Below are 14,887 nucleotides of genomic sequence, written 5' to 3' on the forward strand. Positions count from 1 at the left end.
TTTTTTTATGGGGTTGGGGCCACGGCAAGCGACTCAATTTCGCGCTGCAGTTGGCCGGAGATCTTGGGGTCGAAGGTTTTGAGGTGCACCAGCACCTCGCGCGCCTTATCTGCTTTGCCCAGCGTGTGGTACGTGCGCCCAAGCTGGTACCAGGCGTAGGGGCTCATGGGCTGTATCTTGGTACAAGCTTTAAGGCATGCAACTGCTTCGCGGTGCTGGCCTTGGGCAATCAGCTCCAGCGCCAGGCCATACCAGGCGCGGTCCAACTGAGGGTCGAGCTCGGTCGCACGCCGCAGGGCCGCATCGGCATGCACGCCTTGCGCACTGCGCTGCGTAGCGGGATGCTGCTGCAACAAAAAGCCCAAATTGAACCAGGCGTTGGCGCGGTTGGCGTCCTGCGCCACCAGGTCGCTTAGCAGCGCGACCGCCTGCTCGGTGCGCCCCCGTGCGGCATGGCAAAACGCCAGGCCTTCCACTGCGTCGCCCCACTGCGGCCAGCGCTGCATCGCATGCGCGTAGACCGCCGCAGTTTTCTCCGGTTGTCCCAACACATTCCACCAACGAACTTGTTGCACCACCCACCACTGTTGCAGACCACTGGGGCGGCTAGGCTTTACCAGAGCACGCTGGGTCACCATGTCGGGCACGGCTACAGGTTGGGATGTGGTGGAGTGGTTCATGGGGTTGGGGGGTGAGGCCCTTAGCGGCACTGGGCCATGCCTGATTCAAGGCAGTAAGACAGCTTGGCTTGCAAGGCGATCAGCCAAATAAACGCGGTGATAAAAAATGCAGCCAGGGGAATGTGGCGGTCCAGTACCGCTTTGGGGGATATCCAACGCGCGAGCTTCAATGGGGGCCGCGCGATCAAGTCGAGGAGCTGCCAGAATGGATTGCGCTCGCGGTTGGCACCGGCCAGCAAGCCAACCACAAAGCGTGCGACCAAGGCCATCAGCGCAAGCTCAGCTACCGCTTTGAGAATGACAAACCAAATCACCTAGCGTCTCCTTGGATTAAGCCCGGCGGATTTTAGGAATACCCCCAAAATTTCTGGTATTCCATACCCGACGCGGGGTTTTAGTCAGGATCAGGGGTGTATCGCGGTCCATTAGAAGGCTGTATCACTCGGGAACTTGATAAAGCTTACGCAACACTTACGCAGAAAAAGCCCTGGTTGGCACCAAAAATGGGCGTCTTTTTCCCTGCAAACTAGGGAAAGTCCTAGCCATGTCGGCGAGACCTTTTGAAGTGTCGAGCCATTGGCGCGTTGCCAAAGGCATCTCGGACACCAAGTTCGGGCCAGGTTGGGCGGGGTCTCAGGTGGGTTTTCGGAGCAATGCCATGGCGCCGCGCGACGTGTGTGCAGCGTTACCGTTCGCCAAGGGAGTCCGATAGCGTTTTGGTAACTGGTTTGGTGAGGTACGCGAGCACGGTTTGGGAACCGGTGACAATTTCCACCGTGCTGGTCATGCCGGGCTGTATTTCGATGGGCCTGGCCGGGTGCATTTGGTTGCGGGCCACGAGGGCGTTCGGGTCGATCTCAATTTGCACCCGGTAGTAAATCGCCTCACCGGAAGCAGTTCGCTCGCTCAGGGCATCCGGGCTGATGTAGCGCACTTTCCCTCTGAGCACGCCGTAGACACTGTAGTCATAGGCGTCGAGCTTGATGGCAGCAGGCAAGCCCGCACGCACCCATGCAATGTCTGCCGGCCGTAGCTTGGCCTCGATGACCAGAGCACCGCCCGTGGGTAACAGCTCCATGATCACGTCGCCGGGTCGCACCTTGGCACCCAAGGTTGTGAGGTGGATTTTGTTGACCAGCCCGTCGGTGGGTGCCAAGATGTCCGTGCGCTCCAGCACGGTGGAGCGTTCTGCCAGCGCTTGTTGTTGGGTCGAAAGGTCTTCCTCGGCCTTGGTCAGTTCGGCTTGCGCGTCTTGGAAGTATTTGTTGCGCCGGTTGGTGATTTGGCCTTGCAGGTCGGCCACTTGTTTTTGCAGGCGCAGTACCTCGGTTCGGCCCATGTCCCCGCTGGCCAGCAGGCTTTGGCTCAACGCGAGCTCTTCGCGCACCAAGGCCAGACCTTCCTCGAAGGCCGCCACTTCTTCTTGCAAAGCAGCTTGTCGGCGTTGAAAGAGTTCCGTTTGGTTCTGCACGAATGCTGGGTGGGACAGCAATTCAGGGGGGAAGCGCAGGGGCCGCCTGTAGACCTCGGATTCGAGCCGTGCCAATGCGGCTTTGAGCGCTGCCACCTTGCCCAGGCTGTCGCGCCATGCCGCCTCGGCCTGGCTGCGGTCCAGGCGGGCGAGCAATTGGCCTTTCTTGACCCGCTCGCCTTCGTGCACCCCAATGGCATCGATCAGTCCGTCGTTGGCCGACTGAATCACCTGGGTGCGCGCCGTGGCGATGACTTGTCCTTGGGCGCGCGCAATCTGGTCGATTTCTGAGTGGTTTGCCCAAACGCCAAGAATGGACAGGCTCACGAAGCCCAGCGCCACCACCCAGAGGCTGCCGGACAACCGAGTGTGGGGCAGTGTGGGTCTGGGGAGATCGTTCATGCCACCACCTCCATGGCCGCAGGCCTGAATGCACGTGGCGGCGCAGCGCTACGGCGCAATCGCTCAATCATCAAGTCCCTGGGGCCGTCCATGGCGACACCCTCGGGGGTCAACACCACGATGCGGTCGACGATGTCTAGCAGCACTGGCTTGTGCGCAACCAAGATCATCGTGTGCTGTGGATGCATGGCGGCACGCAAGGCTTCCAAGGCCTGATGTTCGGAGTGTTCGTCCATGGCCGACGTGGGTTCGTCGAGCAACCAGACGCAAGGGCGCACTAGCAGCACACGCGTGAGGGCAATGAGTTGCTTTTGCCCGCCAGAGACCCCGCGACCGCCCTCGAAGATGGGGAGGTCGAGTCCTTGGGGGTGGGTAGCCACCAGACCTATCAAGCCTGAACTTTTGCAAGCGGCCAGGATGTCGTCGTCACTGGGTCGGTCGTCCAAGCCTGACGTGAGGTTGTCGCGCAGTGTGCCGGACAGCAGTTTCGGGTCTTGCGAGAGGTATCCAATCGCTTTGCTAAGGCGTGCGCGCTCAATTTGCTGGATGTCGAGCCCGTCAAGCAGCACCTGACCGCGTTGCGCTGCGTACAACCCTGCAAGAATTTTGAGCAGAGTGCTTTTGCCAGCACCGATGGTTCCAAGCAGGGCAACCTTGCTGCCTGGAGCCAGTTGTAGTTGGTCTACCCGCAATGCCGCCGCCCGCCTGGGAATTGGCCCGGGGTATGCGAACTCAACTTGTTGCAAGCGATATCCGCCGTGCACGGATTGCGGATTGAGGGCCTTCGCAATCCCGTGGTTGTCACATTGCAGCGCAAACACTTTCTCTAAACCTTCCAGTGCCGCGCGCGCATGCGCCCACTGAACGATCAGTCCTGGCAAGGCAGCCACCGGTCCCAGTACCCGACCCGAAAGAATGGAGCAGGCAATCAGACCGCCGGTGGTCAGGTTGGTGGTGCTTGCTGCGACCCAGGCCCCCATCGCTACGATGCAGACGTAACTCACTTGCTGGATAAAGCCGGCCCAGTAAGTGGCTTGTTCGCTGTAACGGCGGATATCGATATCGTCGTCAATGGTTTGCCGGCACAGGTTGTTCCAGTGCGCCATCTGCGCTGGCGCAGCGCCAGCAGCCTTGATGTTTTCTGCGCTCTCTACAGCCTCGACCAACAGCCCGAGCTTTTTGTTCGAGGCGGCGCTACTGCTCTTGGCGTGGCGCGCAATACGGGCTTTGTAGAACAGCCCTATGGCCACTGCGATAACCAGAAACACTGCAGGGATGGCCGCAAGAGACACGCCGGCGAGCAGTGCGATGACCGCCAAAAACAGCAAGGCGAATGGCGCATCCACCAGTAAGTACAGCGTGGCCGAGGAGGTGAAGCCGCGTATGGTTTCGTAGCTGCGCAACTGGGCCGCCAGCGTGCCTACGGTGGCCGGAAACTGGTCCATACGGAGCCGCAGCAGCCGACGAAAAATGGCGTGGGATAGTTCGATATCCATGCCCTTGACCGCACTTTCAAGAATGTAGGCACGTGCAACCTTTACCACCAGCTCCAACACAGCGGCAATCAAGACGCCCACAGTGAGCACCGTTAAGGTGGAAAGCCCTTGGGTGGGGATGACGCGGTCGTACACCTGCATGCTGTAAAGCGCCGCAAACAGCGAAAGGCTGTTGGCCAGCAAGGCCGCCGCTGCTGCTTGTACGAACAGGTGGCTTCTGTCCACCAGAGCATCGCGAAACAGCGTGCGTGCAGAACTAGGGTGCGTGTTCATGTGGGTGCCTTGGTGGATGTTTGCAGCAATTTGCCGGTGTGCAGCCGCAGCCGGTAGCCTGCTGATTCAGCGAGTACCCGGGCATCGAGCAGCGCAATTTGGGTGGCTGTGACGTCCCGTGCAATGTTGAGTACTTCGAGCCAGCCGCGCCTGCCTGCAATCAACAGCCGGTCATACGAAGCCAGCACCGCCCGGTTTGCTGCAAGGGTACGCTGCAGACTAACCGCGCGGGACAGGCCCTCTTGGTAGTCCTCATGGTCTGCTAGCAGCTGCTGATGGAAGTCCCGCAAGTAGGATTCGCGACGATCTTGCTGCATGGCCGCTCGAAACTGGGCTGCCGAAATTGCGGAGTTCAGTGCAAGGCCAGCGTCTGGGGCGTATTCCATGGTGAGCGCGATGCGGCTGTCACTGGAGACCGCATGAGGGCTGTTTGCGTGGCGCCGCTGGTGCTCCAAGCGGACATGGAGGCTGGGCAGGAGTCCGGTGCGCCTGAGATCGACTTCATAGCGCATTGCCTCGATCTCAAACTCCAGGCGACGTAACGTGGGCGAGTAGGCGGTGGCGTCTTGTAGTAAACGTTCGTGAGAAGAATTCGATGGGAGGAGCAACGGGAGTTCGAGAAGGTGCAGGTCGTTGGGCAGCAGCGCCTCAATATCAACTCCGCCAGGGGTGTGGTCAGTGACCTGCACGAGTTGTGCGCGGGCAAGCCGTCGCGCTGCCCGGGCACTGGATAAATCGCTGCGCGCTTGTTCCAGTCGGGCAGCTACCAATTCACCGTCAACGGCTGCTGAGGCGCCCCCTGCAATACGCCTGGAGACACTTTCGGCGTACACCGTAAGCAGTGCAACGTTGTCTACATGGGCGCGTTCTCGGCCCAACGCCTGGCGCAAAGCTGTCCAGGCGGCAAGCACCCGCAAACTGAGGTGATAGCTTGACTCCTGAACAGCCGAGCTGGCAGCACGTGCCCGGCGATCGGCGAGATTGACCGCTGCGGTAAGCCTACCTCCTGTCCATACCGGCTGGGTGAGAGAGGCCACGGCCACTTGACCTTCGTTGTCGTTGCGCAGCTGCATGGCAGGGCTTGGAAAGCGCCTTTGGTTTGCCACCTCCAAGTCTGCTTGTGTTGCAAGCTGTTCTGCGCGCGCCGCGGCAATGTCGGGATGTCGGTCTATGGCCTGAATAATCAGAAGCTCCAGACCAGAAGGCGTGGCAAGGGCATCCGATTGGGAGTAGGTTTGTGCATGGGCACCCAAGGATGCCCCCATGGAACAAGCAAGGGCTAGCGCTGCGCCGCGCCGCCATGGGACACCAAGTTCGAGGAAGAAGCGGTGCTGGGCCAATGGAACGTTGGCGAGTTGATGTTGTCGAATGTTCATCGGTTGGGTGTGTTCGTCTGACGACGCAGGCCCGGCTGGCGCGGATGCCGTCGATGGGCAGGCGTCGGCCGCCAAGCGACCGGACGAATGTATGAATGCACACTTGCGCCACCGTCCACCAATGTTCAATCCGGCACACTTTTACTCGCATGGCGGTGGGGATGCGGAATTTGTTCGCAAAGGCCCGCGAAAAGCTCATCCTGCGATGGGTTCTAAAGGCCCAAAGCTTCAAAGGCTCAGGCGCGCCAGTATGGGTGGCTTGTCGATTGCAGCCCTTGCGGTTGCTATCATCCTCGCACTCGCTCGGCGCAGGGATGACTTTGCGCGCACCACAACCATGTCTTTTGTTGCTCGCTTGCTTGTTGTTTGCTTCGGTACCTCCCTGATAGGGTGCGCTATGACGCCCCTGTCTGAGAGCGACGGTGCGCATTCGGCGAATGAGTACAAGGTTGCGCAGCCTGCGCGCCTGATTTGGGCCGATGCTGTGGTGTGGCATCACAAGCCATTCCCGGGTAAGCGCCCCAGTGAGTACCGCCGTGTGAGGCATGAGGGCCGCGATGCGGTGCTCGTGCATGCTGAGGGCTCGGTGAGCATGTTGCGCAAGTCGGTGCACGTGGCCCCTGCTGAATTAGGAAGGTTGCGCTTTTCGTGGCACGTACCGTCGTTGATTGATACCGCCAATCTGGCGTCACGTGAGCATGACGATTCTCCTGTGCGTGTCGTGTTGGCGTTTGACGGCGACCGGTCGGTCTTCTCTGCCAAAGACGCGATGCTCTCCGAGCTATCGACAGCACTGACCGGCGAGCCTATGCCAAATGCCACGCTGATGTACGTGTGGAGCAACCAAAGCCCGGTAGACGCTGTTATTCCCAACCCCCGAACCGACCGTATCCGCAAGATCGTCGTTGAGTCGGGTACACAGCGCTTAGGACAGTGGCAAGCCTATGAACGCGACGTGCGTGCCGATTTCGAGCGGGCATTCGGCGAGGCCCCCGGAAACTTGGTGGGTATCGGCATCATGACCGACAGCGACAACACCAAGTCAGTGACCCGCGCCTGGTACGGACCCGTGGTGTGGGTGGGGAAGCAACCTTAGGCGGCCGCTGACCTACCTACGTGGCCCACGCATTCGTAGCTTTGGGCGCCATGCGGTGCACCGTCAAAATGAGTGAGGATGGGCAGCCAGCCAGATCAGGGCAGCGAGGACAGGTCTGTGGCTGCTTGGGTGGAATTCGGGCTTGGCACCCGCCGCGCACCGTCGAAGCGACTCGACCAGTAGGTTACGCCCATGTCTTCTACCCGCACCTGTGCTCCAGGCTTGGGTGAATGGATGAACTTGCCGTTACCGACGTAGATGCCGACATGGCTGAAGGCACGGCGCATGGTGTTAAAGAACACCAAATCGCCAGGCTTGAGGTCGGCACGGTCTATCTTTTGAGTCGCTGCGGCCTGCTGCTCCGCCCGGCGCGGCAAAACCAGCCCCACGGTTTGCTCGTACATGGCTTTGACGAAGCCGCTGCAATCAAAGCCGGTTTCCACGCTGTCGCCCCCACGTCGGTAAGGCACACCCAAAAACCCCAACGCACTGACGACCAGTTCGGACGCTTTGGATTCGACTTTGCTACCCACCTCACTTATGCGCTCCATCAGGCGGCGCTCCGCCACAAATTGGCCGAGCTCGTCGCCCGAATCCGCCGGGGTTGCATGCAAGGCCGTTGCAGATACCAGCGCCAGTAGGGGTAGAAGCTTTCGCATGTGGTCCAGCTTAGCCAGCGCAATCGGGGCTGTCAAGCAATGTAATGCAGTCAAAGTGTGCTGTAAGCCATTGATTGGTATCGTTTTTCGCATGAGTGCTGTCGCATGCTTGGTTCGGGCGCGTTGTCGCAAAAGTGGGGCGGCGCCTTGGTTATGCTTGGGACTTTACGCTTCAAGGCTCGGCCATGCGCTTAGAACCCGAAACTTCCCAGCTTGTCTTGGTGGACTACCAATTGCGCTTGATGCCAGCGATGCAAGATGGACCTGCCGTGGTGGCCAATGCGGTGCGTCTGGTGCAAGCCGCAGCACTGCTCCAGGTCCCAGTGTTCGCTACCGAGCAAAACCCTTCCAAGCTGGGTGCCAGCGTGCCTGAGTTGGGGGAAGCGCTGCAGCGAGTCCAGGCGCGGGTGCTGAGCAAAATGCAGTTCAGCGCGGTCGAGGAGGGCTTGGGCGAGTGGCTGCGGCCGCAGCCCCCGGCGGTGCAAGGCAACGCGCGCAGCTTGCCCAAGCATCTGCAAAAGCCCGTCGAGACCCGCCGCGAGAGCATCGTTTTGGCAGGGTGCGAGGCCCATGTGTGCTTGTTGCAGACCGCGATCGATCTGCTGGAAGACGACTTCGAAGTCTGGGTCGTCACCGACGCGTGCAGTTCGCGCACCGAGCGCAATCGCGACGCCGCGTTTGACCGCCTCGCCGCAGCGGGTGTCGAGTTGGTGACCACCGAGATGGTTGCATTTGAATGGTTGCGCACCGCCGAGCACCCCGCGTTCAAGGCCGTGATGGCCCTCATCAAGTAAAGCAGACTCTTCGTTGGGCTGGCCGTGCGGCGCATTTCGCGATGCGGCGGCGCCCACCGGTGGTTGGCTGCGGTGGGATGTCAGGCAACGCTGTTGGCGCTCGGTCGCGCCAGGTCGGTATCAAGCCCAGCCGATCTCGCCCATCCCGTGTGCATACGTTCGGCGGATAGGGTGGCGGCTGCCTAGATCAAAAAGTCAGGTCTGTGCAAGTTGCTGCTTCATAATTATGAATTCAGTTTTCACCACCGTTCGGAGACGCGCCCCATGACCGCCTACGCAGACTTTCACCGCCAATCGATCCAAGACCGGGACGGCTTCTGGTCCGAGCAAGCGAAGATGGTGGATTGGAAAACACCACCCACCCAGGTGTGCGACTACAGCAACCCACCGTTTGCGCGATGGTTTGTAGGAGGCACCACCAACCTGTGCCACAACGCCATCGACCGCCACCTCGGCGACCGTGCGCAGCAGCCGGCGCTGATTGCGGTATCCACCGAGACCAACACTGAAAAGTCCTTCAGCTTTGCCGAACTCCACACCGAAGTGCAGGCGATGGCCGCCACGCTGCTAGCGCTTGGGGTGAAAAAGGGCGACCGGGTGCTGATTTACATGCCGATGGTGGCCGAGGCGGCCTTTGCGATGCTGGCTTGCGCGCGCATCGGCGCCATCCACTCGGTGGTGTTCGGTGGATTTGCCGCAGGCTCGCTGGCTTCGCGCATCGAGGACGCATCGCCCACGCTGATTGTCAGCGCCGACGCCGGCTCTCGCGGCGGGAAGGTGGTGGAGTACAAGCCCCTGCTGGACGAGGCGATTGCCACCTCCAGCCACAAGCCCTCTGCCGTGCTACTCGTGGACCGCAAACTCGCGCCTATGCAATGGGTACAAGGTCGCGACCACCCGTGGGAGGTGCTGCGCCAAAAGCACCAGAGTTCGGTGGTTCCCTGCGAATGGGTGGACTCCACCCACCCCAGTTACACCCTGTACACCAGCGGCACCACAGGCAAACCCAAGGGCGTGCAACGGGACACGGGCGGCTATGCCGTAGCCTTGACTGCGAGCATGAAGCACATTTTTTGTGGCAACGCGGGCGAGACGTTTTTCTCCACCAGCGACATCGGCTGGGTGGTGGGCCACAGCTACATCATCTATGGCCCGTTGCTGGCGGGCATGGCGACCATCATGTACGAGGGCTTGCCCACCCGTCCAGACGGCGGCATTTGGTGGAGTTTGGTTGAGAAGTACAAAGTCACGGTGATGTTCAGCGCACCCACGGCCGTGCGTGTGCTCAAGAAGCAAGACCCGGCCCTGCTGTCCAAGTACGACCTGTCGAGCTTGCGCGCACTTTTTCTGGCGGGGGAGCCGCTGGACGAGCCCACGGCCGCCTGGATCAGCGAGGGTCTGGGCAAACCCATCATCGACAACTACTGGCAGACCGAAACCGGCTGGCCCATTCTCAGCATCGCCAACGGCGTGGAGAAGGCCCCGAGCAAGTTTGGCAGCCCCGGCGTCGCCATGTACGGCTACGACGTGAAACTGTTGGACGAAAACACCGGAGAGGAGTTGACCGGCGCCAACCAGAAGGGTGTGGTCGCCATCGAAGGTCCGCTGCCACCAGGCTGCATGCAAACGGTTTGGCGCGACGACGATCGCTTCGTCAAAACTTACTGGAAAAGCATCCCCGGCAAGCTCATCTACAGCACCTTTGACTGGGGCGTGCGCGATGCCGACGGCTACTTCTTCATTCTGGGGCGCACCGACGATGTGATCAACGTCGCTGGCCACCGACTAGGCACCCGCGAGATCGAGGAGAGCATCTCCGGCCACCCTAACATTTCGGAGGTTGCAGTGGTTGGCGTGGCCGACCAACTCAAGGGCCAGGTGGCCATGGCGTTTGCCGTGGTCAAGGACGCCAGCGGTTTGGTCGATGACGCAGCGCGCTTCAAGCTCGAGGGCGAAATAATGAAGGTGGTGGACCATTCCATCGGCGCCGTGGGCCGCCCGGCCCGTGTGCGTTTTGTGACCGTGCTGCCCAAAACCCGCAGCGGTAAGCTGCTGCGGCGTGCCATCCAGGCGGTGTGCGAGGGGCGCGATCCGGGCGACCTGACCACCATGGAAGACCCCGCAGCTTTGCAACAAATCCGGGATTTGGTGTCTCTGTAGGCCCCAGCGCTACGCCAAGCTCGACAGCACAGCCTGCACAGCTTGGTGTTTGCCCAAGTTTCAGTGGCACAATCCGATCCGCAATGAAGGCCCTTCCCATGCCACAGTCGCATCCGCCAATCGGTTCAGCCGTGTCGCGGAAGGTTAATTAACCAAGCTTTAACCAGCTAATGTTCCCTCAAGGGGAACGGAGGTCAGCGCAATATGAGTGATTCAGCGTCGTCTGTGTACCAGGCGTACCAAAACAACACCTACCTGTTTGGTGGCAATGCCCCGTACGTCGAAGAGATGTACGAGAACTACCTGGCCAACCCCGGCAGCGTCCCCGATTCCTGGCGCGAATACTTTGATGCCCTGCAGCACGTGCCTGCGCTCGATGGCTCCAACGCCAAAGACGTGCCGCACATGCCGGTTATCAACGCGTTTGCCGAGCGGGCCAAGGCCGGCGGCACCAAGGTCGTCCTGGCCAGCGCCGACGCCGAGATGGGCCGAAAGCGCACCGCCGTACAGCAGCTGATCGCCGCGTACCGCAACGTGGGCCAGCGCTGGGCCGACCTGGATCCCTTGAAGCGTACCGAGCGCCCGGCCATTCCCGACCTCGACCCCGCGTTCTACGGCTTCACCGACGCCGACCAAGAAACCGTGTTTGACACCAGCAACACATTCTTCGGCAAAAACAGCATGTCGCTGCGTGACTTGCTCAATATGCTGCGCGAAACCTACTGCGGCACCTTGGGCGCCGAGTACATGTACACCAGCGAGCAGGCCGAGAAGCGCTGGTGGCAGCAAAAGCTCGAATCGATTCGCAGCAAGCCCAATTTCACCGCCGAGCGCAAGAAAGCCATCTTGGAGCGGCTCACCGCCGCCGAAGGCCTGGAGCGCTTTTTGCACACCAAGTACGTGGGCCAGAAGCGTTTCTCGCTGGAAGGCGGCGAGAGCTTCATTGCGGCCATGGAAGAACTCATCCAAAGCGCTGGCAGCAAGGGCGTGCAGGAGATCGTGATCGGCATGGCCCACCGTGGCCGCCTCAACGTGCTGGTCAACACCATGCGCAAGATGCCAGCCGATTTGTTCGCCGAGTTTGAGCACACCGCACCCGAAGACCTGCCCGCAGGCGACGTGAAGTACCACCAAGGTTTCAGCTCGGACGTGTCCACCCCCGGCGGCCCAGTGCACCTGTCACTTGCGTTCAACCCCTCGCACTTGGAGATCGTCAACCCGGTGGTGGAAGGCTCGGTGCGCGCCCGCATGGACCGCCGTGGCGACCAAAAGGGCCGCCAAGTGCTGCCCGTGCTGGTGCACGGTGACTCCGCGTTTGGCGGACAGGGTGTTAACCAAGAAACCCTGGCGCTGGCCCAGACGCGCGGCTACACCACGGGCGGCACGGTGCACATCATCATCAACAACCAGATCGGCTTTACCACCTCCGACCCACGCGACATGCGCTCGTCGGTGTACTGCACCGACATCGTCAAGATGGTGGAAGCGCCGGTTTTGCACGTCAACGGCGACGACCCAGAAGCGGTGGTGCTGGCGACCCAGCTTGCGCTGGAGTACCGGATGACCTTTAGCAAAGATGTGGTGATCGACATCATTTGCTTCCGCAAGCTCGGTCACAACGAGCAAGACACGCCTGGACTCACCCAGCCGCTGATGTACAAGAAAATTGCACAGCACCCCGGCACCCGCAAGCTGTACGCCGACAAGCTCAGCCACCAAGGTTTGGGCGAGACGGTCGGTGACGACATGGTCAAGGCCTACCGTGCTGCGCTCGATGCGGGCAAACACACTGTGGACCCGGTGCTGACCAACTTCAAGAGCAAGTTTGCGGTGGATTGGGCGCCGTTCTTGGGCAAAAAGTGGACCGACGCAGGCGACACCGCGATTCCGATGTCTGAATGGAAGCGTCTGGCCGAGAAAATCACCACGATCCCGGCCAATGTGACGGCCCATCCGCTGGTGAAAAAGGTATTGGACGACCGCGCCGCCATGGGCCGCGGTGATATTCCGGTGGACTGGGGCATGGGCGAGCACATGGCGTTTGCGTCCCTGGTGGCCAGCGGCTACCCGGTGCGTTTGTCCGGCGAAGACAGCGGACGCGGCACATTCACCCACCGCCATGCTGTGATTCACGACCAAAACCGGGAGAAGTGGGACACCGGCACCTACGTGCCCCTGCAAAACGTAGCGGACAACCAAGCGCCGTTCGTGGTCATCGACTCCATCCTGTCTGAAGAGGCGGTGCTCGCATTTGAGTACGGCTACGCATCCAACGACCCGAACACTTTGGTCATCTGGGAGGCGCAGTTCGGCGACTTTGCCAATGGCGCCCAGGTGGTGATCGACCAGTTCATCGCCTCGGGCGAGGTGAAATGGGGCCGCGTCAACGGCATCACCCTGATGCTGCCGCACGGCTACGAGGGCCAGGGCCCGGAGCACAGTTCAGCGCGTCTGGAGCGCTTCATGCAGTTGGCGGCAGACACCAATATGCAGATCGTGCAGCCCACCACAGCCAGCCAGATTTTCCACGTGCTGCGCCGCCAGATGGTGCGCAACCTGCGCAAGCCGTTGGTCATCATGTCGCCCAAGTCCTTGCTGCGCAACAAGGACGCCACCTCGCCACTGTCGGAGTTCACCAAAGGCGGCTTCCAGACCATCATCCCCGAGCAGCGCGAGATCAAGGCCGACAAGGTCAAGCGCGTGATTGCATGCTCTGGCAAGGTCTACTACGACCTGGTCAAGAAGCGCGAGGAGAAGGGCCACGACGACGTGGCCATCCTGCGCGTGGAGCAGCTCTACCCGTTCCCGCACAAGGCGTTTTCTGCCGAGCTGAAAAAGTACCCCAACGCCACCGAGGTGGTGTGGTGCCAAGACGAGCCACAGAACCAGGGCGCCTGGTTCTTTGTGCAGCACTACCTGCACGAAAACATGGCGGAGGGCCAGCGCTTGGGTTATGCCGGTCGAGCCGCATCGGCGTCTCCTGCCGTCGGTTACTCGCACCTGCACCAGGAGCAGCAAAAAGCGCTCGTCGAAGGTGCCTTCGGAAAACTCAAGGGCTTTGTGCTCACCAAGTAAGAACGGAAAGAATTGATATGGCCATCGTAGAAGTCAAAGTCCCACAGCTCTCTGAATCGGTTGCAGAAGCGACCATGCTGCAGTGGAAGAAAAAGGTCGGCGATCTGGTGAACGCCGACGAAACCTTGATCGAAATCGAAACCGACAAGGTGGTGCTCGAAGTCCCCGCGCCGTCGTCGGGCGTGTTGTCCGAAATCTTGGTCGCCGATGGCGGTACGGTGCTGGCGGAGCAACTGATTGCCCGCATCGACACCGACGGCAAATCGGCGGCGGCACCATCGGCCGCGGTTGCTCCTGCGGCTGCAGCCGTGGCTGCAGCGCCTGCGGCGCCAGCCATTGTTTCGGCCGCGCCAACTTCGCAAAGCAAGGCCGGAGTTGCGATGCCTGCCGCTGCCAAGCTGATGGCCGACAACCAACTGGCCGCTGGCTCGGTCGCTGGCACCGGCAAGGATGGCCGTGTGACCAAGGGCGACGTGCTGGGCGCAGTGGCCGCGGGTGCCACCCAGGCTGCACCGGCCGCGGTGATTCCTACCGGCGTGCCCACCAAAGCCCTACCGCAAGTTGCAGCGCCCAGCGTGAACTTGGGTGACCGCCCCGAGCAGCGCGTTCCCATGACCCGCCTGCGCGCGCGCGTAGCCGAGCGTCTGCTGCAGTCGCAGTCGACCAACGCCATCTTGACCACCTTCAACGAAATCAACATGGCCCCGGTCATGGAGATGCGCAAACGCATGCAAGAGCGTTTCGAAAAGGAGCACGGCGTCAAGCTCGGTTTCATGAGCTTCTTCGTCAAGGCCGCAGTGCATGCGCTCAAGAAGTTTCCTGTGCTGAACGCCTCGGTGGACGGCAACGACATCGTGTACCACGGTTACTTCGACATCGGTATCGCCGTGGGTTCACCGCGCGGGCTGGTGGTGCCCATCTTGCGTAACGCCGACCAGATGAGCTTTGCCGAAATCGAAAAGAAGATCGCCGAATTTGGCCAGAAGGCCAAAGATGGCAAGCTCGGCATCGAAGAGATGACGGGCGGCACGTTCTCGATTTCCAACGGCGGCACCTTCGGCTCCATGATGTCCACGCCGATCATCAATCCGCCCCAGTCGGCCATCTTGGGCGTGCACGCGACCAAAGACCGTGCCATGGTGGAAAACGGCCAGGTCGTGGTGCGTCCGATGAACTACTTCGCCATGTCCTACGACCACCGCATCATCGACGGCCGCGAGGCTGTGCTGGGCTTGGTGGCGATGAAAGAGGCGCTGGAAGATCCGGCGCGCTTGCTGTTTGACATTTGACGCTCGGCTGCTGTGCGGCTGTTGGACTGGGTTGCGGGTCGTGTTCTGCCGATTCATGCGTAACGCTATCGCGTTGCCGTGGGCTCACACCCCCGCCTGGTCACGGCGCCGCGCGT

At 61.0% G+C, this 14,887-nt stretch carries 11 protein-coding genes; 5 read left to right on the plus strand and 6 right to left on the minus strand.

Annotation, left to right across the window (positions count from 1 at the left end):
- Positions 1-5: 5 nt before the first annotated feature.
- From ACILRC_RS05085 to ACILRC_RS05105, 5 genes are all read right to left on the minus strand, one after another.
- Positions 6-680 carry a tetratricopeptide repeat protein gene (locus ACILRC_RS05085; RefSeq protein WP_395668275.1) on the minus strand — a complete coding sequence of 225 codons (675 nt, stop codon included), beginning with the start codon at positions 678-680 and terminating at the stop codon, positions 6-8.
- A 20-nt stretch (positions 681-700) separates the two neighbouring features.
- Positions 701-994: a hypothetical protein gene (locus ACILRC_RS05090; RefSeq protein WP_395668276.1), complete on the minus strand. Its 294-nt coding sequence runs from the start codon at positions 992-994 to the stop codon at positions 701-703.
- Between the two features lie 371 nt (positions 995-1,365).
- Positions 1,366-2,553 (minus strand): HlyD family efflux transporter periplasmic adaptor subunit, encoded by a 1,188-nt coding sequence (locus tag ACILRC_RS05095; protein ID WP_395668277.1) that lies wholly within the window; start codon positions 2,551-2,553, stop codon positions 1,366-1,368.
- Entirely contained in the window at positions 2,550-4,322 is a 1,773-nt protein-coding gene (locus ACILRC_RS05100; RefSeq protein WP_395668278.1) for an ATP-binding cassette domain-containing protein, read from the minus strand. Before ACILRC_RS05100 ends, ACILRC_RS05095 begins: the two co-directional genes overlap by 4 nt.
- Positions 4,319-5,698 (minus strand): TolC family protein, encoded by a 1,380-nt coding sequence (locus ACILRC_RS05105; protein WP_395668279.1) that lies wholly within the window; start codon positions 5,696-5,698, stop codon positions 4,319-4,321. Before ACILRC_RS05105 ends, ACILRC_RS05100 begins: the two co-directional genes overlap by 4 nt.
- 397 nt (positions 5,699-6,095) lie before the next feature.
- On the opposite strand from ACILRC_RS05105, the gene ACILRC_RS05110 reads away from it, so the two are divergent.
- Positions 6,096-6,794 carry a DUF3047 domain-containing protein gene (locus tag ACILRC_RS05110; RefSeq protein ID WP_395668280.1) on the plus strand — a complete coding sequence of 233 codons (699 nt, stop codon included), beginning with the start codon at positions 6,096-6,098 and terminating at the stop codon, positions 6,792-6,794.
- Positions 6,795-6,889: 95 nt separating this feature from the next.
- On the opposite strand, the gene ACILRC_RS05115 is transcribed toward ACILRC_RS05110, so the two are convergent.
- A complete protein-coding gene (locus ACILRC_RS05115; RefSeq protein WP_395668281.1) occupies positions 6,890-7,453 on the minus strand; it encodes a C40 family peptidase in 564 nt (187 codons plus the stop codon).
- Positions 7,454-7,638: 185 nt separating this feature from the next.
- On the opposite strand from ACILRC_RS05115, the gene ACILRC_RS05120 reads away from it, so the two are divergent.
- The 4 genes from ACILRC_RS05120 (at position 7,639) to odhB (ending at position 14,771) form a co-directional block, all read left to right on the plus strand.
- Positions 7,639-8,247, plus strand: coding sequence for an isochorismatase family protein (locus ACILRC_RS05120; RefSeq protein ID WP_395668282.1), 609 nt, complete (start codon positions 7,639-7,641; stop codon positions 8,245-8,247).
- A 213-nt stretch (positions 8,248-8,460) separates the two neighbouring features.
- Positions 8,461-10,407: a propionate--CoA ligase gene (locus ACILRC_RS05125; RefSeq protein ID WP_395668389.1), complete on the plus strand. Its 1,947-nt coding sequence runs from the start codon at positions 8,461-8,463 to the stop codon at positions 10,405-10,407.
- Positions 10,408-10,611: 204 nt separating this feature from the next.
- Positions 10,612-13,482, plus strand: coding sequence for a 2-oxoglutarate dehydrogenase E1 component (locus ACILRC_RS05130; protein ID WP_395668283.1), 2,871 nt, complete (start codon positions 10,612-10,614; stop codon positions 13,480-13,482).
- Positions 13,483-13,499: 17 nt separating this feature from the next.
- On the plus strand, positions 13,500-14,771 hold the full coding sequence (gene odhB / locus ACILRC_RS05135) for a 2-oxoglutarate dehydrogenase complex dihydrolipoyllysine-residue succinyltransferase (RefSeq protein ID WP_395668284.1): 1,272 nt from the start codon (positions 13,500-13,502) through the stop codon (positions 14,769-14,771).
- Positions 14,772-14,887: the final 116 nt, after the last annotated feature.

The sequence above is a fragment of the Rhodoferax sp. genome (assembly GCF_044236835.1).
GTDB lineage: Bacteria > Pseudomonadota > Gammaproteobacteria > Burkholderiales > Burkholderiaceae_C > Allorhodoferax.